Here is a 19831-nt window from a genome sequence, read left to right as displayed (position 1 = left end):
CGACTCGGGCCTCGCCTCCGCGTGATTTGCTCGGGCCTCGCCTCGTTGCTGGCGCCGGCGATGAAGCTGCCGGCGCCGAAGCGCCTCGGCTCGAACTGCCATGCCTGCGGCTCGTCCGAAGCCCCTCGGCTCGAACGACGCCCCCTGGGGAGGTTTCGAAGGCGGCCCGGGCGGGTACCCGGGCCGAAGGCCCGGGTGCGCCGAAGGCGTGGGTGTCCCCCTCCGATTACTAGGCGCGCCGGGTGGCCAGGAGGCAGACGAACTCGAAGAGGAGGTTCGCGGCGAGGAGCGCCGTGATCTGCCCCGGCCCATCGTAGAGCGGAGAGACTTCCACCACGTCGCACCCCACGAGGTCGAGACCCTTGAGGGCCCGGACCAGCGCGAGGGCCTCGTACGAGGTCAGGCCTCCGACCTCGGGGGTGCCGGTGCCCGGCGCGTAGGCCGGGTCCACGGCGTCGATGTCGAACGAGCAGTACACCGGTTGCCCCGCGAGCCCGGTCAGGCGGCCCGCCACCCACGCGATGCCCCGCTCCTTGACCTCTTCGATCCGGACGACCTCCAGGCCGTGGCGCGCGTGGAAGTCGAAGTCCTCGGCGCTGTAGAGCGGCCCGCGGATCCCGATCTGGATCGTCCGCCGGGGATCGATGAGCCCCTCCTCCACGGCCCGACGGATCGGTGTGCCGTGGAAGAACTTGGAGCCGAAGTACTCGTCCCACGTGTCGGGGTGGGCGTCGAGGTGGACCAGGCCCAGCGCCCCGTGGCGCCTGGCGACCGCCCGGAGAACCGGCAGAGTGATCGAGTGATCGCCGCCTGCGACGACGGGGATGGTGCCATGGCTCAGGAGCCCGCCGATCTCGCGCTCCACGGCAGCCATCGTCAGCTCGATCGAAACGGGCGCCACGTCCACGTCGCCGTAATCCGCCACCCGGAGCTGCTCGAACGGGGCCACCTTGAGGACCGGATGCCACGGTCGGATCAGGGACGACTGGTCCCGGATCGCGCGCGGGCCGTACCGGGCTCCCGGTCGGTAGGAGGTGCCGCCGTCGTAGGGGATGCCGACGAGTGCCACGTCGAGCGTGGCGTCGCGCACGTGGGGGAGGCGCATGAACGTCGGCGGCTGGCCGAAGCGCGGCGACGAGAAAGCGTCGGGCGGCGAGAGCCTGCTCACCCTGACTCCGAACGGACCCTGCGGAGGCTCAGAGTTGAAACTTGAGCGCCGAAACCGAGCGGGCCAAGAACTCGACCTCCTCGGGCGTGTTGAACACCGAGAAGCTCGCCCGGAGGGTCCCGACGACGCCCAGCCTCCGCATGAGTGGCATGGCGCAGTGATGCCCGGCCCGCACCGCGATCCCGTCCTGGTCAAGGAGCGCGGCGCCGTCGTGCGGATGGAGCCCCCGGACGTTGAAGGCGACGACAGCGCCCCGCGTCTCCGGGTTTCGGGGCCCGTACCGCGCGACCTCCGCCAGCCCCTCCAGGCGATCCAGGCAGAGCCGGGTCAGCTCCTGCTCGTGGGCCAGGACGCGCTCCATCCCGAGCTTGGAGAGGTACTCGATCGCCACCCCGAGCCCCACGGCGCCGGCGATCGGCGGGGTGCCGGGCTCGAAGCGCCAGGGGAGATCGTTCCACTCGGCACGGTCGAGCCATACCTCCCGGATCATCTCGCCGCCGCCCCAGGCTGGCTGCAGCCGCTCCAGCACCTCGCGCCGGCCGTAGAGGATCCCGATCCCGGTGGGCCCGAGCATCTTGTGACCCGAGAAGACGTAGAAGTCGGGGCCGAGCCCGGCCACGTTCACCGGCAGGTGGGGGACGGCCTGGGCCCCGTCCACCAGCACCAGGCTTCCCGCCGCACGGCAGCGGGCCACGATCGCCGCGACCGGGTTGATCGTCCCGAGCACGTTGGACACGTGGGTGACCGCGACCAGCCGCGTCCGGTCGGTGAGGAGCCTGTCCAGGGCTTCCAGGTCCAGGAATCCCTCGCCCGCGATCGGGACCGCCTTGAGCCTCACGCCCCGGTCCCGGGCCAGCATCTGCCACGGGATCAGGTTGCTGTGGTGCTCCATCTCGGTGACGAGGATCTCGTCGCCGGGAGCGAGGGTCCTCCCGACTGCCTGGGCCACCAGGTTGATGGCGTCGGTCGTCCCGCGGGTGAAGACGACCTCCTCGCGGTGCTCGGCACCGATGAATTCTCGCACGCCGTCCCGAGCCGCCTCGAGCAGCGCTGTCGCCTCCTCGCCGAGTGTGTGGATCGAGCGATGAACGTTGGCGTGGGAGCGCTCGTAGTAGAGGCGGACGGCCTCGATCACCTGGCGCGGCTTCTGGCTGGAGGCGGCGGAGTCCAGGTAGACGAGCGGTCTCCCGTTGACCAACCGCTCCAAAATCGGGAAGTCGGGTCGCGTCTGGAGAGCCAGCGTCACAGCGGCGTCCCGACCTGCGTCAGCGCGCGCTTCAGCACCTGGAGCGGGAGCGTGACGCACTTCATCCGCGACGGCCTGATGTCGGCTTGGAGGCGTGAGAGGAGATCCTCCACCGCGAGTACCTCGACCTCCCGGAACGGGCGGCCCTCGACCATCTCGGCGAGAATGTCGGCCGACGCCGTGCAGATCGCGCAGCTGTCGCCGCGGAACCGTGCCTCCGCAATTGCCGAGTCGGCGAACCGGAGCTCCATCCTCACCCGGTCGCCGCAGAGCGGGTTCACATCCTCGAAGGCAGCGTCGGGTTCGCGAAGCTCGCCCCTGAAGCGCGGTCGGCGAAAGCGCTCGTGGATGACCGAGCTGTAGAGCACAACCGTATGATACCGCTCCGCACGGGCAAAAGAAAGGCTTCGGGGCGCTACGGGCGCGGGCCGAGGTCGAACACGACGCGCGCCTCACCCGCCGCCGGGACAGCGACCTCGCGGGAGAGCACGTGGGGGGCGTCGTAGACCACGCGCCCCTCGGGCTCCTGGGCGATCACGCTCCACCCCGGATGCCAGGCGCTGATCCGGTACGTCCCTGCCGGGACTCGCGGAATGCTGAACCCGCCGTCGGAATCGGTGACCGCGAAGTACGGATGGTCGAAGGCCAGGAGGTAGCCGAGCATGTGGACGTGGGTGTCGCAGGTGAGCGTCATCACGCCGGAGCGCTTGACGGTGCGTCGCGTCACCTGCCCCTGGGTGGGCTGGACGACGTTGAAGACGTGCCGTCGCCCCGGGAGCCACGCCCTCAGGTTGTGTAGCACGGGGTCAGCGTTGACTATCGCCAACTCCGCACCCACCTGGACCGCCAGTACACGCGGGACGAAGCGGCAGGCCCGGTTTTCCAGGACGGTCTCGCGCGGCGGCGGGCTGTCCTCGCTTCGAGTCAGGCCCTCGAGGAAGACGACCGCGTGCTGGACGCCGCGCGTCAGGGGCGACACGTTCAGCGCGTCCGAGGGGACACTGTCTCCGCACACCTCTCGATCCTTTGCCACCGGGATGGGCGCCGGCACGGGGAGCACGCCGCGGAAGACGACGCGACCGCTGATGGTGCCGGCGCGCGCGGCCTCAGCCGTGCCGAGGAGGAGGACGGCGAGGAAGACGGCGAGGAAGACGGAGATTGCCCCGGGCGCCCTCACGGGCTGATCGTCACCCCCCACGGACCCTTCCCGGCGCGGACGGTGGCGACCACCTGCTCGGTGACGGTGTCGATCACCGAGACATCGTCCGAGGCGCCGTTGGCGACGTAGAGCTTCCTGCCGTCCGGGGTCAGGGCCAGGCCCCACGGGCGCCGCCCCACCGGAATGTACTTGACAACCCGGTTCTCCGCCGTGTCGATGACTGTCACGTCGTTGGAGGCGCCGTTGGCCACGTACGCCCGCTTCCCGTCCGGCCGCACCACCACTCCCTTGGGCTTAGCGCCGGGTCGCTCGATCTTCAGCGTTCCGATGATGGCGTGGCGCTTCACGTCGACCACCGAGACAACGGCGCCGATCTCCGCGGTGACGTACGCGCGGGACCCGTCGGGCGTGAAGGCGGCCTCCCGGGGACGACTCCCGACCAGGATCGTCGCCACCACCTTGAAGGACGCGGTGTCGATGACCGAGACCGTGTGGGTGGTCTCGGCGGTCACGTAGACGAGCTTGCCGTCGGGACTCACCGCGACCCCCTCGGGCTCGATCCCCACGGGGACCGTCGCGATCACCTTGCCGGTGCGCGTGTCGATGACGGACGCCGTGTTGGCGTCTTCGTTCGAGACGTAGAGCCTGGACCCGTCAGGGCTCACCGCGAAAGCTTCCGGGTCCGACCCCGCCGGGATCTTGGCGAGGATCTTTCGCGCGGCGACATCCACCTGAGCGATGGCGTCTTCCTCGCCCAGCGCCACGTAGAGGGTTCGGCCGTCGGGCGACACGCCGATCCCGCGCGGGCGATCGCCCACCGGGATCGTCCCGACAACCCGGTCCGTCGCGGCGTCGATGACGGTGACGTCGTTCGAACGCTCGTTGGACACGTAGGCGTAGGGCTGAGCCGGGCTCTCCGCTGGAGCCAGCAGGGTCACTCCCAGAAGGAGCGCCGCGCCGACTACCCCCCGCGCCCGGACCCCACGCCTCATAGGGGCGCCCCCTTTACCCGTCGAAGCGGCAACGGCTCTCTCCCTTCGGTTCTCCGATGGCGTCCAGGTCCCCCCTCGCCGGGACCTCGGCGACCACTTCGAAGCCCTTCCACGGCTCCCGCCCCGGCTCCGGTTTCCTGGGGGTGACCAGGTACATCGGTTGCCTGAGCTGATGGTCCCAGTCCCTGAACGTCAGCGGCCGCCCCTTGTGCCCGTCGAACGGTGGCGCACTCTCGAGAAATCTGAGCAGACCCGCAAGGTCACCGCTCCCGGTGCGGACGATGGCCTCGCCGAGAAGCTTCACCGCGGCCCACGCGGCCCAGCTCCGCCCCTCCAGGGGCCGCCCGAAACGCCGGCGGAAGCGCGAGTTGAGTTCGCGGGCGCTGAAGCGCTGGAGCTCATGGTGCCAGAGAACGGGCCAGACACCGGCCAGATCCGCCGGATCGCCCGCACTGAGCGCAGATGGGTCCACGCCGGCCCCTGCAAGCTGGAAGGTGAGCCCGGCGCTCCGGTACCCGCGCAGGAAGATGGGGAGGTCCGATTCCTCCAACCCGACAAATACCGCGTCGGGGCCGAGCCCGCCGAGACGCTTGAGAAGCGGATTCCAGTCCTGGGTGCCGCCCGGCACCTGCTCGGTCGCCAGCGGCGCCCGGCCCCTTCGCGCGAGAAACGCCGTGGCGACCTGGCCGATGTCACGCCCCAGCGACGAGTCGCTCGTCACGAGGGCCCAACGCGTGAGCTTTCGCTGCTCCAGGAGCCACTGCTGCACCGCTCCCACGTACATGGCGAGGCTCGCCTCCACGTGGAAAGCGTGCCGGTGGCAACGCGATCCCCTCAGCCGGCTCGCGCTGGCCCCGACGTTCAAGAAGAGGGCATCGCCCTGCTGAGCCGCGTCCCGGAGGGCTTCAGCGGACGCCTCGTCGGCGCCCCCCACCAGGCCGATGGCCCGTTCCTGGCGGACGAGGCGGCGCCCGACCGACAGCACCGCCTCTGCACCGTCGGCAACCTCCTGAAGCAGCTCGAGGCGCTTGCCGAAGAGGCCCGCCATGACGTTGGCCTCGTCCAGCCCGAGCCGGACGCCGAAGGCGATGCGCTCGCCCACCTCCAGACGCGCGCCGCCCGGCACCACGAGGCCGATCCGATAGGTCTCCTGAGCGGCGGCGGTCCGCGAGAGCAAGGCGCCGGCAGCGACGCCGAGGCCCTTCACGAACGTCCGGCGGTCGAGGGTCGCCACGGCTCTAGATCAACAGGGAGAGCCAGCGTCGGCGCGTGACCCCGGCGCGAGCGAGGATCCATCCGTCAACGCCCCAGCGGCGACCCGCGCGGCAGCCGAGGAATATGACCATGGACGTGATGAGGACGAGGTGGAAGCCCTGCTGGCCGAAGCTCATCCACTGCGTCGCCAGGCCGTAGTTGAGGCTGAGGAACAGCCCGACCAGGGCTGAGAGCCCCGTCAGCAGCCCCAGGACCAGGCCAATGCCCACGCAGACCTCGCCGTAGGTCTGAAGGCTCGCGAACAGCTTGGTGTTCGGGACGACAGTCGCCTCGAGGAACTCCTTGTACCAGCCGACCGGGTTCCCCGCCGCGAACTCGGCGACCCGCTTCGGGTGGAAGTTAACGAAGCGGGGCGAGACGGCGGGATACGGAATCACCCCCCAGAGGAAGCCGAGGGCGAGCTTGGTCCAGACCGCTTTGAGGAACCACGCCCCCACGACAACCCGCAGGAGGACCAGCCATCGCTCTGGGTTCCACACGCTCAGGCTCGCTCGGCGGCGCGCTCCGCTGGCCGGCGCCCGACTCAGTTGGCAGGGAGGGTCTTGAGGAACGCCCGGATCTTGCGGATCTCGTCCTCGCTCAGGATCCCTCGCCAGGAGACCATGGCCGTCCCCGCCCGACCGATCATGACGATCTTGACGAACTCGTCATCGGTGCCCTTGAAGGCAACCAGCGAAGGGGCCATGAAGGTCCCCTTGCCGTCGACCCCGTGGCATTCCGAACACGACGTGAAGAACGACGACCTCCCCTCCCGGATCTCCGGCGGAAGCTGTGACGTCTGCTGCGCCGCCGCCGGCGCCGGAACACCATACCGGGCCAGGATCCCCGCAATCTTCTTTGGATCCAGCCGTGTCAGGGCACGGTCAACCGCCTCCTTCAGGGCCCGGTCAGCTTTCCGCATCCCGACGGCGATCTTGAACTCGAGTTCGGGCTCGTTGAGCCAGGTCAGTTTGAACCCGGGGTTCTTCTTGGCGAGCCAGCCGGCCAGGGGGGACCACATCACCACGGCGTCCACCTCTCCCTTTGCCAGCGCCGCGAACGTCTCCTCCGGCGTCAGGTAGATCCGGCGGTTGTAGCCCCGCTGGAAGACCAGCTCGTCGCTCAGGGTCATCGCCTGGACGCCCACCAGCTTCCCCTTGAGCGCCTCGGGCGACGCGACCGAGCCGACGGCGGGAGACACAAGGACCTGGCCCATCACGTAATACGGGACCGAAAGAACCACGCGCGGGTTCTCCCGGGTGAAGCGCTCGGTCAGGGGAAGCCCCATGAACAGGTCGCACCTGCCCTCGTAGAGCTGGCGGAACGCCAGGAACCCCCGAAAGGTGGGGAACCAGTGGACCCGCAGCTCGACACCCAGCCCTTCGGCGAGCGCGCGCGCGATCTCAACCTCGAACCCGGGCTCGTTGGGATCTTGGCTGGAGAAAGGAAGGTTCGAGGGATCGGCACAGAGCCGGATCCCTCGAACCTCAGCGTCAGCAGAGACGGTCGCCGCCAGGGCGACCGCCAGCAGGAACCACGCGAGCCTCAGTCGGCGAGGCCAAACACCACCACGATGTCGCCCCAGTTGGTGTTGTGCAGGTGCGACCACCTGGGCTCTTTGCCGAACCATGTCAGTGACCTCACCGTACCCCCGGCGGCCACCGCGATGTACTGCTTGCCGTCCAGGGAGTAGCTGATGATCCCGCCGGACTGCGGCGTGCCGAGATTGAACGACCAGAGCTGCTCACCGTTCCGGGCGTCGACGGCGACGAGCTTCCCCTCGGGGGTGCCCTGGAAGACCAGGTCCCCACCGGTGGTCAGCGTCTGGCCGATCAGCGGCGCGCGGTTCGGCCACTCCCAGATGACCTTGTTCCCGTTCACGTCGAAGGCCCGGAGGATCCCGGCCTGGTCAACCTTGGTGAACTGCTCGACCTTGATCCCGGTGTAGAACTGGCCACGCTTGTACACCAGGTCCGGGTTGTACGAGTACTTCATGCAGAACTCGTTCGACGGGATGTAGAGGTAGCCGGTCTTGGGGTTGTAGACCTTGTGCTGCCACCCCGTGGCGCCGACCAGCGAGGGGCAGATCTCGAGGGCCGGGCCGCCCATCTTGGGCCGCAACCCGGGCGTCTCCACCGCCCGACCGGTCTTGGGATCGGGGCCTCCCCAGTTGATCAGCCGGGCGAAGGGAACGGCCGAGAGGAACTTCCCGGTGGCGCGCTCCAGCGTGTAGACGTAGCCCAGCTTGTTGGCCTGGACGACCGCCTTGTGCTTCTTCCCGTCCCGCACCACGTCAATGATGTGGTGCTCCATGGCGGCGTCCATGTCCCACGATTCGTTGGGGATGTACTGGAAGTGCCACTTGAGCTTGCCGGCGTCCACGTCGAGGGCAACGGCCGACATCGTGTAGAGGTTGTCGCCCTTCCGCATCTCGTAGATCCAGGGGGCGGGGTTTCCGGTTCCGAAGTAGACCAGGTTCAACTCGGGATCGAAGGTCCCGGTCAGCCAGACCGCGCCGCCACCGAGCTTCCAGGTGTCAGCCGGCCAGGTCTCGTTGCCCGGCTCGCCAGGGCCCGGGATCGAGTACCAGCGCCAGAGGCTCTTGCCCGTGTCGGCGTTGAAGGCCTCGACGAACCCCCGCGGGCCCATCTCGCCTGGTCCGCTGATTCCGATGATGACCTTACCTTTGGCGACCAAAGGGGCCGCTGACACGAAATAGCCGTCAAGATAATCGGCTACCTTCGTGTCCCAGGCGACTTTCCCGGTCTTGGCGTCCAGCGCGACCAGGTGGGCGTCCAGCGTTCCGAAGATCACCTTGTCCCTGTAGAGGGCCACGCCCCGGTTGTGCGGGAGCACGCGAACGAGCGCCGTCGTGTCGTCGGGGATCTTCCGCTCGTGCTTCCAAAGGATCTCGCCGGTGCGGGCGTTCACCGCGTAGACCCGGTTGGCGCCGATGGACGTGGAAGTGGTGAACATCACCGCGCCATTCACGATCGGCGTGGTCTGCTGCTCGCCCGGAGTCCCGCCCGAGAGGATCCACTTGGGCACGAGCCGTCTGACATTGCTCGTGTTGATCTGAGAGAGCGGGCTGTAGCGCCAGCCGTTGTAGGTCCGGTAGTACATGAGCCAGTTGGCAGGATCCTTGTCGGCGTTGACGAGCCGGTCGTCGGTCACCTCAATCCAGTCGAAGGCCGGTGTCGTTGCCGGCATGAAGAGGAGGAGCGAGACGAAAACCAGGAATCCGAGGTGGAGGGAACACCATTTCTTCGCCATCTCATCTTCCTCCCATGTGCCCGATGGCGCTTCGGTGAAGGGGACGAACGAACGTGCGTTGCCTCGCCGGGAATGTCAGCGAGAGAGAAGCAGCCTCCCCGGCACCGTGGGGCTCTCAGATACCGCTGAAGTCATCCTGGTAGGCGTTGATCTCCGCGTCCATCTTGATCTCTTCAAAGCTCGGGGTCTCCCACGCCATTGTCCTCACCCCCCTTCCTGAAGCGCCGTCATCTTAAGAAAGGCACCCCTCGATGTCAAGCGGGAAAGAGGAGCCGCCCGGCATGGGCCGGCATCCCTGGGATGCGCCCGCCGGACCGGCCGGAGCCAGGCCAAGCCGGTCCTGTCCCGGCTCCGCCGACGAGCGCGGTGCCGTCGTACTAGGGGGCCGGCTGCAGGCCCGCGATATACCGCGCGAGGTTCTCGATATCCTCCTCGGACAACGGCTGCGCCGCGGTCGTCATGCTACCGTCGAGTTCGGCCCGGGTCTGGGCTTTGAAGCCACGCAGTTGCTTCAGCAGGTACTCGTAATGCTGGCCGGCCAGGCGCGGGATGTGCTGCTGCCCGACCAGCCCCGGCGCATGGCAAGAGTTGCAGTGGTGCGCCTCCACGAGCCGCTTGCCCGCAGCCGTCGTTCCCGGGTCGCCGGGACCACTCGCCACGACCGGGGTCTGTACGGCGAAATAGACCGAGAGGTCCTCCATATCGGTGTCGCTCAGGTTCACGGCAAATTGCGTCATCTGTGGATCTTTCCGGCGTCCGTCTCGAAACAGGATGAGCTGCCAGTGGGTATAGAGGGCCGGCTGCGCGGCGAGCGACGGGACGAGGGGGTTCGTGGAGTTCCCGGCGGCCCCGTGGCACTGGGCGCAGACTTCTGCCTTCCGCCGCCCTGCCTCGGCATCGACGGCGCGGGCCTCGGGAGCCGCGGCGACGGCGAGGATGAGCATGGCAAGGATGAGGAATTGAGACATCTTCGGGCCAAACGTGACGATATCACGCCGGTCGAGCGCCGGCTCCGCCGGCGCAATCGTTCTAGGGGGAGGCTTCGGAGGGAGCCGTCGAGGCCCCCTCCGATGAAATCAGCGCTGGTACGTGATCCGGTAGATGGCGCCGTTGTAGTCGTCGGAGACTAGCAACGCGCCGCCGGGCATCACGAACGGATACGCGGGCCGGCCCCAGAACTGCTCGCCCTGGAGCCACCCCTCCGCGAAGACCTCGTACTTGGGCGGCTGGCCCATGGCGAGCCTTACCATCATCACGCGGAAGCCGGTCTTCTGGGTTCGGTTCCAGGAACCCCGCTGCGCGCTGAAGATCCGGTTCCTGTACTCGGACGGGAACATGTTGCCGTTGTAGAACGTCATACCGACGGCGCCCACGTGCGGCCCGAGCTTCAGCAGCGGGTTGTTGAACTCACTGCAGGCGCGCCCGCGCCCGAAGTCGGGATCGAGGACGTCGCCCTGGTGGCAGAAGGGATAGCCGAAGTGCGGGACGAAGCCGGAGCTCCCGACGTGGTGCAGGGTGTCGTTCGGCACGTCGTCCCCCAGCCAGTCGCGGCCGTGGTTCGTGAAGTACAGCTCCTTCGTCACCGGGTGCCAGTCGAAACCCACGCTGTTGCGGACGCCGCGGGCGACGTACTGGAGCCCGGTGCCGTCGGGATTGATCCGCGTGACGTTGGCGTGCGTGTCCGGCGGCAGGACGATGTTGCCGGGCGCGCCGATGTTGAAGTAGAGCTTGCCGTCGGGCCCGAAGGCCAGGTACTTCCAGCCGTGAGGCAGGTCCTTGGGGAGCGTGTCGATGACCACCTTGGGCTCCCCGGGGTTGTCCAGCCGGTCCTCGATCCCCTCGTACTTGATGATGCGGGAGATCGCGGCGACGTAGAGGGTGCCGTCCCGGAAGGCCACGCCGTTGGGCTGCGTGAGGCCCTTGGCGATGACCTTGACCTCCCGCTTGCCCGCCTTGTCCACCACCGCGTAGACGTTGCCTGCCACGCGGCTCGACACGAACAGCGTCCCCTTGCTGCCGAGCGTCATCGCCCGCGCGTTGGGGATCATGTCGGCCCAGACGCTGATCCTGAACCCTGGCGGCAGCTTGATCTTGTCGATGGGCAGGTCTTTGCCCGGCTTCGGGGCCGGCGGTTGAGCGTGCGGTGCGAGCGGCGAAGTCGCCAGCTCGGGCGGCCGGCCCTGGGCCCAGGGCGGCGGTGGCTGCTGCTGGGCCATGAGCGGTGATGCGACGAGGAGCAGAGCCAGAAACACGCCGATCGCAGCGGTGTACTGAGTGAAATACGACTGACCATTCGATGCACGATGCCGGTCCAACATGGTGTCCCCCTTCTCAGACCACGCTGAAGTCGCCCTCGTAGGCGTTGATCTCCGCATCCATCCTGATCTCCTCAAAGGCCGGCGTCTCCCACGCCATCGTCACCACCTCCCTTCCCGAAGCGGCGCCATCCTAAAGACAACGGTCATCCGGTGTCAAGGCCGACGCGGGCACCTTCAGTCGCTCTTGAAGAGCCCGAAGAGCCAGTGGCCGAGGAGCCCGAGGAGCGGCGGCAGGACGAGGGCCGGGAGCAGCCGGGCCAGGGTCAGCGGCCAGCCGAGGAGCGGCAGTTCGTAGGTCAGAGTCCGGATGGGGCTGACGAGCATCTTGGCGCTGATGAGAGTGATCAACGGTCCCGCCGCGGCACCGTTCCGGTAAAGGTTCGCCGCAATGGGGAAGACCACGTACGGCCCACCCGGGATCAGCAGACCGGCCGCCCATCCGGCGAGGAGTCCCTGCCCCGCGCTTCCCTGACCGAGCCACCTGGAGAGCGTCGGCTGGGGAATCAACACCTCCAGGAGGCCGGCCAGGAGGAAGCCGAAGCCGAGCTCCACCCAGACGTTCCGCAGGAGCTTCCCGCTCGCAGCCAGTCCCCGAAGCGGAAGGACAGGATCTTTGAACGACGCAATCGCCGCCGCCACGATCACCAGTCCCAGGAGGATGAAGAAGGCGGAGTCCATGCGGAGCCCCCAGGACGCGAGGGCGGCGCGCCTCACGACCCCGTCGGTCGCGCCGAAGGGACGGGGCCCCGGTAGACGAACGCGGGCCGGTCCCCGGATTCGGCGGCCCGCGCGCGCGCCGCCTCGATCAGGTGGTGGTCGGGAGAGAGCACGCATGCGGGATCGGTCGCGGCGGCGGTACCGGTCAGGTGGAACGCCTGGCACCGGCACCCGCCGAAGTCGATGCTCCGGCGGGGGCAGCTCCGGCACGGCTCTGGCATCCATCCCTCTCCGCGGAAGAGGTTGAAGCTGGGCGAACGGTGCCAGATCTCCTCCAGCGGACGCTCCCGGGCGTTCTCGAATGTCAGGCCAGCGATCGTGTGGGCCGCGTGGCACGGAAGGACCAGGCCGTCGGGCACGATGTTGATGAACCGCCTCCCCCACCCGTCCATGCACGCCTTCGGCCACTCCGAATAGTAATCGGGTGTGACGTAGGCGATCTCCATCCGCCCCTGAAGCCGCGCCCTGGCCGCCGCAGCCACCTCGCGCGCCCGCTCGAGCTGGGCAACGGTCGGGAGCAGCTGGTCGCGGTTCTTGAACGCCCAGCCGTGGTACTGGGTGTTCGCGAGCTCCAGGCGGTCGGCACTGAGGCGCTCGGCCAGGGCCACGACCTCGTCCACCCGGTCCAGGTTGCTGCGGTGAAGGACGACGTTGAGGGTCAGCGGCAGCCCCTCGACCTTGACCCACCGGGCGACCTCGAGCTTGGTGCGGAACGCCCGGTACCCTGCGATCCGGTCGGAGCTCTCCGCCTCCACGTCCTGCACGCTCAGCTGAACGTTGTCGAGGCCGGCGTCCCGCAGCTCCCGGAGCCGGTCGCGGGTGAGCGGGATCCCGCTCGTGATCAGGTTCGTGTAGAGCCCGACCTCGGCCGCGCCGCGCACCAGCAGTTCCACGTCGCGCCGCGCCAGCGGCTCGCCGCCTGTCAGATGGAGCTGGACGACGCCGAGGGCTTCGGCTTCTCGGAAGACGCGGAGCCACTCCTCCGTGGTCAGCTCGTTACTGTGCCGGCTGTACTCGACGGGGTTGTAGCAGTAGACACACCGGAGCGGGCAGCGGTACGTCAGCTCGGCGATCAGGGTATAGGGGCGGTACTCGACTGCGTTCAAGGCGCCGACCTCCCGCTCCTAGATCCTCGGAGGGGGGCTCCGCCCCCCTTCCGATGCCTCCCCCCGCGATTGCGCGGGCCAAGCCCGCGCTCGGGACGCTTCGGCCAGGTGCGCGCTGACGGTTCGAGGATGCGAGCTGGGTTCTTCAGCATCCTACTAGTGCGGAGGAAGACCGAAGGCGTGGCGCATGATCCGGGCGATGTCCGTGTTGTCGAGGAGGCCGCGCACCTGCTCGGCCCCGGGCCCGAAGGCGTAGACCGGCACCGGCGTGCCCTCGTGGCCGTAAGTCTTCTCGGACCTGGCGTGGACGTGGACCGGATACCAGGAGACGCCGGCGCGATCGGAGAGGACTGCGGCGATCTCCCATGCCCCTTTCCCCAGCACGGATTCGAGGGCCCTGTGGACCTTCCCGCCGACGTGGGATCCTTGAGGCGACCGGATCGCCTGGATTTCGGCCTCCGTCAGGTCGGTGATCCCCGCCAGGTCGGCGAGCACCTCCCGCACGTTGGCGCGGTCGGGCGCGAGCCGCTTCGCCATCCGCGCCGCTGACGCCTTGATATTTCCGAGGCCCTTCGGGTTGAGCGGCTCGGCGATGCGCAGGCCGCCGGTGGCATGGTCGGCGGTGACGATGACCAGGGTCTGACCGTCCTTGCGGGAAAACTCAAAGGCGACCTTCACGGCCTCGTCGAAGGCCACGACCTCCTTCACCAGCGCGGCGGCATCCCAGTAGTGGCCGGCGATGTCGATCAGCCCGCCCTCCACCATGAGGAAGAACCCCTTCGGGTTTTTCGCCAGAACCTCGAGGGCCTTGCCCGTCATCTCGGCCAGGCTCGGCTCCTTCGCGGGATCCCGGTCGATCTCGAAGGCCATGTAGCTCGGGCTGAACAACCCGAGGAGCTTGCTCGTGCTGGCCGGGCCTATCCCCTGCAGCTCGGCCCGAGATTTCACCACCCGGTACCCTTTCTGGGTCGCCATGCCGACGTAGTCGGCCTCGTCGGGCCGCCGGCTCCCCGGCCACGACTTGGGGATCCAGTGGCGGATCCCACCGCCAAGGAGCACGTCCACACCCCTCTCCAGGTACGCTCCCGGCACCTCGTTCTCCCAAGCGGCGCCGACGGCTTCGCGCGGCACCTTCGGGTGGGCGGCGAAGACGGCGGGCGTCGCGTCGGTGATCCGCGACGTGGAGACGAGGCCCGTGGACTTCCCGAGCCTGGCCGCGTCCTCGAGCACCGACGGGAGCGGCGTCAGGTCGGGGTTGACGCCGACCAGGTGATTGTTCGTCTTGACACCGCTCGCGATCGCCGTGCCGCCCGCCGACGAGTCGGTGACCAGGGCGTCCAGGGAGTGGGTCGTCATCGCGGTCAGGTACGGCAGGCGGTCCATCGTCAGCTTGCCGCCGGGCCCGACGCTGGCGAGCCTGGCCAGGGCGACCTCGGAGAACCCCATCCCGTCGCCGATCAGGAGGATGACATTTTTCGCCTGGCTCCCCTGGGCTCCGGCCGTCTGGACATCCGAAACGGCCAGGCCCCACCCGACCATCGCGACCAGGACCGCCACCAGCACGCGCCCGAGCCTCATGCTCCTCCCCATCGCTTCCCCCTCCTCATGCGCCGTTCATCTACGCCACGATCTCCAGGAGCCCGCGGGACTGGATCTGGGCCAGAAAAGCCATGACCTGGCGCTCGATCTCCTCGCGAGCCTGGCCGGGGTATTTTCCCGCAAGCTCGCCCACGATCCCCTCGACGGTGCACTCCCCCGTGCAGAGCTGAACGATGTCGGCGGCCGTCGCGTTGAGCAGGAGACCCCGCTCGGGGTAGAGGAGAAAATACTTCCCCGCCCGCTTGTCCCAGCGGAGCCGCGCCTTGGCGGCCAGCTTGGGTCGGCTCGCCGGCGACAGCGTCATGTCAGCCCGCCTGCGGCACCCGCCACCCCGGCGACACGTAAGCGGCGTAGACCGAGTCCAGCAGCGTCCAGAGGATCTCGCACTTGGTGACGAGCGCTGCGACGCACCGTTCCTGGAGCTCCCGGGACACGGCCGCCCTGACGACGAAATCGAGGGCCTCCTGCGAGTCGCGGCGGGCGCGGGGAACCCGGCTCCGGAAATACTCGAGCACGCCCCGGTCCACCCACGGGTAGTGCGCTTCCCAGGCCGCGATGCGGCGGGACATCAGGTCCGGGGCGAAGAACTCGGTCAGAGAGGAAGCCACGGCTTCCACGAGACTCCGCTCCCGCACCAGCTCCACGTACGCGTCGCACGCGAAGCGCACCCCCGGGACCACGGAGCGGCAGCTCGCCACTTCCTCGCGGTCGAGCCCGACCCCCTCGGCGAGCCGGAGCCACAGCTCGAGCCCCTCACCCTCGCCGTCGTGGTCCAGCAGCCGGTGGATCCACATGCGCCGGAACGTCGGGTCCTCCGACTTCGACAGGATGATCGCGTCCTTGATCGGGATCCGCGTCTGATAGTAGTACCGGTTCAGGACCCACGCCTGGAGCTGGAGGCGGGTCAGTTTCCCCTCGTGCATCAGCGCGTGGTACGGGTGCCGGTCGTGATAGCGCCGGCTTCCCTCCTCGCGAAGCCGCTCGACGAACGCCTCGCGCGAGAGCGGGGCGTCGGAGCTCACAGGCGAATCTCCAGGCCGTCCTCGGCCACTTCGCAGCCGGCTTCCTCGACCGCGCGGCGCTCCGGGGATCCCGCCAGTAGGATCGGGTTCGTGTTGTTGATGTGGGTGTAGATCCTGCGCGGGGCGGTCACGCCAGTGAGGCGAGCGAGGCTCCCGGTCGGCCCGCCGATCGGCAGGTGGGCCATGTCTTCGGCGCGCTTCGTGGACAGGCCGAGCCGAACCAGCTCGTCGCTCGACCAGAAGGTCCCGTCGAAGAAGAGCGCATTGACCCCCTCGAGGGCCTGGAGGAGGCTCCCGTCGACGGCGCCCACGGCGGGCAGATACACGAGCAGCCGGCCGCCCTTGCGTTCCCGGATCCAGAGCCCCACGTTGTCCTCAGGGTCTGGGGGCAGGAGGCCTTCCAGGTGGATGGGGAGCTTGCCGGGGAGCGGCAGCGGGGTCACCGAGAGCCCGGTCGGTGAGCCGCCCGCGCCGCTCAGCTCTTCCTCGCGGCCGAGCTTCAGCGGGCGCCAGGTGAGCTGCTCGGGAAAGCGCTGGAGGGTGCGGACGATCACGTTGGACTCCACGAGCCCCTGCCGGACCCGCTCGGTCGCGTACACGACGAGCGGGTAGGACTCCCTGAGGGAGAAGAGCCCGAGGCAGTGGTCGAGGTCGCCGTTGGTCAGGAGGATCGCGCCGACCGGCGAGTGCCGGGAGCCTCGAGGGTGGAGTGCCGGGAAGCTCTCGATCTGCGTCCGGATCTCCGGGGAGGCGTTCAGCAGGAACCACTCCTCTCCGTTCGCGCTCACCGCCATGGAGTCCTGGGTCCGGGGCAGGATTCCTCCGGTGCGCTGCCGGGCCTCCCGGCAGTTCGGGCAGCCACAGTTCCACTGGGGAACCCCACCGCCAGCTGCCGACCCCAGTACGCGAATCCGCATGATCGGTTGCGAAGACAATACAGCCCCTCCTCTTGGGCTACGCACCAAAAGGAAGGGCTGTGAGCTTACGGTCGAGGGAGGCTAAACGGATTCCTCCCGGCTGAAGTCGTCCTGGTAGGCACTGATCTCCGCGTCCATCTTGATCTCGTCGAACGTCGGCGCTTCCCAAGTCACCCAGGTCACCTCCCTCCAAAGGCGCTAGCGGCATGCTAAAGGGGCTCCGTTCAGGTGTCAAGAAAAAAGTGGCTCGGCAGCGCTGTCACTGTGGCGAAAACGACGTGAGGTACCGATAGATGCTGAGGATCTCCTCCGCGGTCAGGATACCCTTGAACGGAGCCATGGCCGTCCCCGGTCGGCCGTTCTGCGTGATCCTGAGGAACTTCTCCTGGCCGCCCTCATAATTCCTGAGCACCGGGACGAGGCCACCGACACCTCCGCCAACCCCCTCGGCCCCGTGGCAGCGGGAGCAGGCCGTCGAGAACAGGGAGCGACCGGCCTCGACAGCGTCCTTCGCCTCCACCCGAATGACCCATCTCTCCCCCCGGGGACCCGGGCTCGGCACGGCGCCGTAGCGTCCGAGGACCTCCCGGACCTTGCCGCTGTCCTTGAGGCGCCCGACGGCATCGTCCACCGCCGCGGCAAGGTCGCGGTCGCGGCGGCGCACGCCAGCCCCGATCGGAAACTCAAGACGCGGCTCGGCGATCGGGATCACCCGGAGGTCGGCTCGGCCGCGCGCGAGCCAGCTCGCCACCGGGAGCCACAGGAGGGCGGCCGGCACCTCGCCGGCCGCCACAGCTCGGAACGCCTCCTCCTGACTCCGGTAAATCCCCCGGTCAAGCCCGCGGTAGAACACGAAGGAGTCGGCAGGGCTCATCCCCTCGATCGCGACGCGCTTGCCGGCGAGATCGCTGAGGGTCTGGATCCCGGCGTCGCTCCGCGCCAGAATCGCGTGGCCCATCGTGTAGTAGGGCCGGCTCACCGCGATCCATGGGTTGGCCTCCCTGAACCTGTCGTCCTGGGGCAGGCCCATGAAGAGATCGCAGGCCCCATCACGGAGGGGCCGGAGCGCGCGCACGTACGTGAGGGTCCACTCGAAACGCGCCTCGACGCCGATCTGGCGCGCCACCAGCCTCGCCAGCTCGACTTCGAACCCGGGAGTGGAGGGGTCAGAGCTGGAGAACGGGAGGTTGGAGGGGTCGGCGCAGACCCGGACATACCCTCGCTCACGGATCGCGTCGAGCCCCCCGTCCGCCGCCGCCTCGAGCCCCGTCGCGAGCGCGAGGAGGGCCGGGACGACTCCCCGAAGGATTCTCAATCAAACAGCCCGAAGACCGTCAGCGTGCCTCCGACAGGCACGTTCTTGAGATACTGGAGTCTCGGATCGTTGCCGACGAGGAGGTCGCCCGTCACCTTGCCGCCGCCGTTGAGCACGGCCACGTACTGCTTGCCCCCTACCGAGTAGGTGATCGGCGGGGCGGTCACCGGAGCGCCTACCGAGAACTCCCAGAGCTGCTCGCCGGTCCTGGCGTCCAGGGCGACGAGCCGGCCATCCTGGGTCCCGGCGAACACCAAGCCCCCCCCCGTCGAGACCACGCCACCGGCCTGGATGGGCGCGCGCGTCCACCACTCCCACGCGGTGTCGCCGGTGTTGGGGTTGATCGCCCGCACGACGCCGGCCTGGTCCTGCGCCGCGAACGCCGTGAAGTCTGCGCCGATGTAGAGCGCGCCGCGCTTGTACTGGATGTCCTTGGCGATCGAGTACTTGTTGCACATCTCCATCGACGGCAGGTACACGAGCCCGGTACCGGGGTGGAAGGAGGCGTGAGCCCAGTTCCGCCCGCCGAAGATCGACGGGCAGATGTCCATCGGCGGGGCCCCCGCCGCAGGCCGCATCCCCGCGTTCTCGATCAGCTTGCCGCTCTCAGGATCCACATCCTTCCAGATCGTGATGAAGCGCGTGAAGCGCTTTGCCGCGACGAACTTGCCCGTCGCCCGCTCCAGGCTGAAGTGGAACCCGGTCTTGTTGGGCTGGAAGGTGATCGGAATCTGCCGCCCCGCGCGGCTGATCGTCAGGAGCAAGTTCTCGTGGGGCGTGTCCAGGTCCCAGGTATCGTTGCCGTGGTACTGGAAGAACCACTTCATCCGCCCCGTGTCGACGTCGAGCGCGATCGTCGAGTCCGTGTAGAGGTTCGCGCCTTTTCTCAGGTTCGCATCCCACGGCGCCGGGTTTCCGACGCCGAAGAACACGAGGTTGAGCTGGGGGTCGTACGTGCCGGTGAGCCAGACCGCCCCACCGCCATACTTCCACGACTCACCCGGCCAGGTGTCGGAGCCGGGCTCACCGGCAGCCGGGATCGTGTAGGTGCGCCACAGCTCCCGGCCGGTGTCGGCATCAAGCGCCGCGATGAAGCCGCGCGGGCCCATCTCGCCCGGACCGCTGGAGCCGATGATGATCTTCCCCTTCGCCGCGAGCGGCGCCATCGTGTGGAAATAGCCGTCCTTGAAGTCGGCGGTCTTCACCTTCCACGCGACCTCACCGGTCGCCGCCTTCAGCGCGATGACGTGCGAGTCCAGCGTGCCGAAATACACCTTGTCCTTGTAGAGCGCGGCGCCGCGGTTCATCGGCAGGATCCGCACCAGGCCCGAGACCTCCTCCGGAATCTTGGTCTCGTGCTTCCATAGGACCCGCCCCGTCGTGGCGTCGATCGCGTAGACGCGGTTCATCTCGACGCCCAACGGCGAGGTGAGGAACATGACACCGTTGTTGACGAGCGGGGTCGCCTGCTGATTCCCAGCTTCGCCGACGGAAAGCATCCACTTCGGGGTCAGGCGCCGGACGTTCTGCGGATTGATCTGCGACAGCGGGCTATGGCGCCAGCCGTTGTAGGTCCGGTAGTAGGTGAGCCAGTTGTTGGCGTCCTTGTCGGCCTCGAGGAGTCGCCAGTCCGTCACCTCCGACCACTCGGCGGCCGGTACGGGGGCCGGAGCGGCTAGCATGGAGCAGACGACGAGAACGACGATCGCGCGGAGGACTAAACACGTACGCATGGCACTCTGCCT

Annotated in this window: 21 protein-coding genes; all 21 read right to left on the bottom strand. The window is 68.4% G+C overall.

Annotation, left to right across the window (positions count from 1 at the left end; all coding sequences use genetic code 11):
• Window positions 1–229: 229 nt before the first annotated feature.
• The 21 genes from speB to HY726_04170 all read right to left on the bottom strand — a co-directional run bounded on the left by speB (window position 230) and on the right by HY726_04170 (window position 19819).
• Entirely contained in the window at window positions 230–1105 is an 876-nt protein-coding gene (speB, locus tag HY726_04270) for an agmatinase (GenBank protein MBI4608207.1), read from the bottom strand.
• Between the two features lie 91 nt (window positions 1106–1196).
• Window positions 1197–2414, bottom strand: coding sequence for a cysteine desulfurase (locus HY726_04265; protein MBI4608206.1), 1218 nt, complete (start codon window positions 2412–2414; stop codon window positions 1197–1199).
• The gene (locus HY726_04260) at window positions 2411–2782 is read right to left on the bottom strand and encodes an iron-sulfur cluster assembly scaffold protein (GenBank protein MBI4608205.1); all 372 of its coding nucleotides are present in this window, start codon (window positions 2780–2782) and stop codon (window positions 2411–2413) included. The genes HY726_04265 and HY726_04260 overlap by 4 nt, the downstream gene beginning before the upstream one ends.
• Before the next feature lie 47 nt (window positions 2783–2829).
• Window positions 2830–3591 (bottom strand): hypothetical protein, encoded by a 762-nt coding sequence (locus tag HY726_04255; GenBank protein ID MBI4608204.1) that lies wholly within the window; start codon window positions 3589–3591, stop codon window positions 2830–2832.
• A complete protein-coding gene (locus tag HY726_04250) occupies window positions 3588–4565 on the bottom strand; it encodes a PQQ-dependent catabolism-associated beta-propeller protein (protein ID MBI4608203.1) in 978 nt (325 codons plus the stop codon). The genes HY726_04255 and HY726_04250 overlap by 4 nt, the downstream gene beginning before the upstream one ends.
• A gap of 13 nt (window positions 4566–4578) precedes the next feature.
• Window positions 4579–5799 (bottom strand): ABC transporter substrate-binding protein, encoded by a 1221-nt coding sequence (locus HY726_04245; GenBank protein ID MBI4608202.1) that lies wholly within the window; start codon window positions 5797–5799, stop codon window positions 4579–4581.
• A 4-nt stretch (window positions 5800–5803) separates the two neighbouring features.
• Window positions 5804–6319 carry a DoxX family membrane protein gene (locus HY726_04240; GenBank protein MBI4608201.1) on the bottom strand — a complete coding sequence of 172 codons (516 nt, stop codon included), beginning with the start codon at window positions 6317–6319 and terminating at the stop codon, window positions 5804–5806.
• A gap of 44 nt (window positions 6320–6363) precedes the next feature.
• Window positions 6364–7449 (bottom strand): transporter substrate-binding domain-containing protein, encoded by a 1086-nt coding sequence (locus HY726_04235; GenBank protein MBI4608200.1) that lies wholly within the window; start codon window positions 7447–7449, stop codon window positions 6364–6366.
• Window positions 7365–9092 (bottom strand): PQQ-dependent dehydrogenase, methanol/ethanol family, encoded by a 1728-nt coding sequence (locus HY726_04230; protein ID MBI4608199.1) that lies wholly within the window; start codon window positions 9090–9092, stop codon window positions 7365–7367. The genes HY726_04235 and HY726_04230 overlap by 85 nt, the downstream gene beginning before the upstream one ends.
• Window positions 9093–9207: 115 nt before the next feature.
• Window positions 9208–9300 (bottom strand): pyrroloquinoline quinone precursor peptide PqqA, encoded by a 93-nt coding sequence (pqqA, locus tag HY726_04225; GenBank protein ID MBI4608198.1) that lies wholly within the window; start codon window positions 9298–9300, stop codon window positions 9208–9210.
• A 169-nt stretch (window positions 9301–9469) separates the two neighbouring features.
• On the bottom strand, window positions 9470–10060 hold the full coding sequence (locus HY726_04220; GenBank protein MBI4608197.1) for a cytochrome c4: 591 nt from the start codon (window positions 10058–10060) through the stop codon (window positions 9470–9472).
• Window positions 10061–10168: 108 nt separating this feature from the next.
• Window positions 10169–11410: a PQQ-dependent sugar dehydrogenase gene (locus tag HY726_04215; GenBank protein MBI4608196.1), complete on the bottom strand. Its 1242-nt coding sequence runs from the start codon at window positions 11408–11410 to the stop codon at window positions 10169–10171.
• A gap of 13 nt (window positions 11411–11423) precedes the next feature.
• Window positions 11424–11513 carry a pyrroloquinoline quinone precursor peptide PqqA gene (gene pqqA, locus HY726_04210; protein MBI4608195.1) on the bottom strand — a complete coding sequence of 30 codons (90 nt, stop codon included), beginning with the start codon at window positions 11511–11513 and terminating at the stop codon, window positions 11424–11426.
• Window positions 11514–11584: 71 nt separating this feature from the next.
• Entirely contained in the window at window positions 11585–12124 is a 540-nt protein-coding gene (locus tag HY726_04205; GenBank protein ID MBI4608194.1) for a permease, read from the bottom strand.
• Complete coding sequence (gene pqqE / locus HY726_04200; GenBank protein MBI4608193.1) at window positions 12121–13233, bottom strand: pyrroloquinoline quinone biosynthesis protein PqqE; 1113 nt, start codon at window positions 13231–13233, stop codon at window positions 12121–12123. Before pqqE ends, HY726_04205 begins: the two co-directional genes overlap by 4 nt.
• 156 nt (window positions 13234–13389) lie before the next feature.
• Complete coding sequence (locus HY726_04195; GenBank protein ID MBI4608192.1) at window positions 13390–14823, bottom strand: alkaline phosphatase; 1434 nt, start codon at window positions 14821–14823, stop codon at window positions 13390–13392.
• A 28-nt stretch (window positions 14824–14851) separates the two neighbouring features.
• The gene (gene pqqD, locus HY726_04190) at window positions 14852–15136 is read right to left on the bottom strand and encodes a pyrroloquinoline quinone biosynthesis peptide chaperone PqqD (protein MBI4608191.1); all 285 of its coding nucleotides are present in this window, start codon (window positions 15134–15136) and stop codon (window positions 14852–14854) included.
• Window position 15137: 1 nt separating this feature from the next.
• Window positions 15138–15854: a pyrroloquinoline-quinone synthase PqqC gene (gene pqqC / locus HY726_04185; protein MBI4608190.1), complete on the bottom strand. Its 717-nt coding sequence runs from the start codon at window positions 15852–15854 to the stop codon at window positions 15138–15140.
• Complete coding sequence (pqqB, locus tag HY726_04180; GenBank protein MBI4608189.1) at window positions 15851–16771, bottom strand: pyrroloquinoline quinone biosynthesis protein PqqB; 921 nt, start codon at window positions 16769–16771, stop codon at window positions 15851–15853. The genes pqqC and pqqB overlap by 4 nt, the downstream gene beginning before the upstream one ends.
• Before the next feature lie 259 nt (window positions 16772–17030).
• Window positions 17031–18086, bottom strand: coding sequence for a transporter substrate-binding domain-containing protein (locus HY726_04175; protein ID MBI4608188.1), 1056 nt, complete (start codon window positions 18084–18086; stop codon window positions 17031–17033).
• Window positions 18083–19819, bottom strand: a complete 1737-nt coding sequence (locus HY726_04170) for a PQQ-dependent dehydrogenase, methanol/ethanol family (GenBank protein MBI4608187.1) — start codon at window positions 19817–19819, stop codon at window positions 18083–18085. The genes HY726_04175 and HY726_04170 overlap by 4 nt, the downstream gene beginning before the upstream one ends.
• Window positions 19820–19831: the final 12 nt, after the last annotated feature.

It is taken from the genome of Candidatus Rokuibacteriota bacterium (assembly GCA_016209385.1).
Lineage (GTDB): Bacteria > Methylomirabilota > Methylomirabilia > Rokubacteriales > CSP1-6 > JACQWB01.
This window is presented reverse-complemented; position numbering and strand designations above follow the sequence as displayed.

Coding starts and splice junctions, on each gene's coding strand:
- HY726_04230 (MBI4608199.1), bottom strand. CDS start 9,092: ATGGCGAAGAAATGGTGTTCCCTCCACCTCGGATTCCTGGTTTTCGTC.
- HY726_04220 (MBI4608197.1), bottom strand. CDS start 10,060: ATGTCTCAATTCCTCATCCTTGCCATGCTCATCCTCGCCGTCGCCGCG.
- HY726_04215 (MBI4608196.1), bottom strand. CDS start 11,410: ATGTTGGACCGGCATCGTGCATCGAATGGTCAGTCGTATTTCACTCAG.
- speB (MBI4608207.1), bottom strand. CDS start 1,105: ATGCGCCTCCCCCACGTGCGCGACGCCACGCTCGACGTGGCACTCGTC.
- pqqD (MBI4608191.1), bottom strand. CDS start 15,136: ATGACGCTGTCGCCGGCGAGCCGACCCAAGCTGGCCGCCAAGGCGCGG.
- HY726_04250 (MBI4608203.1), bottom strand. CDS start 4,565: ATGAGGCGTGGGGTCCGGGCGCGGGGGGTAGTCGGCGCGGCGCTCCTT.
- HY726_04235 (MBI4608200.1), bottom strand. CDS start 7,449: ATGGTTCGGCAAAGAGCCCAGGTGGTCGCACCTGCACAACACCAACTG.
- HY726_04195 (MBI4608192.1), bottom strand. CDS start 14,823: ATGGGGAGGAGCATGAGGCTCGGGCGCGTGCTGGTGGCGGTCCTGGTC.
- HY726_04170 (MBI4608187.1), bottom strand. CDS start 19,819: ATGCGTACGTGTTTAGTCCTCCGCGCGATCGTCGTTCTCGTCGTCTGC.
- pqqB (MBI4608189.1), bottom strand. CDS start 16,771: ATGCGGATTCGCGTACTGGGGTCGGCAGCTGGCGGTGGGGTTCCCCAG.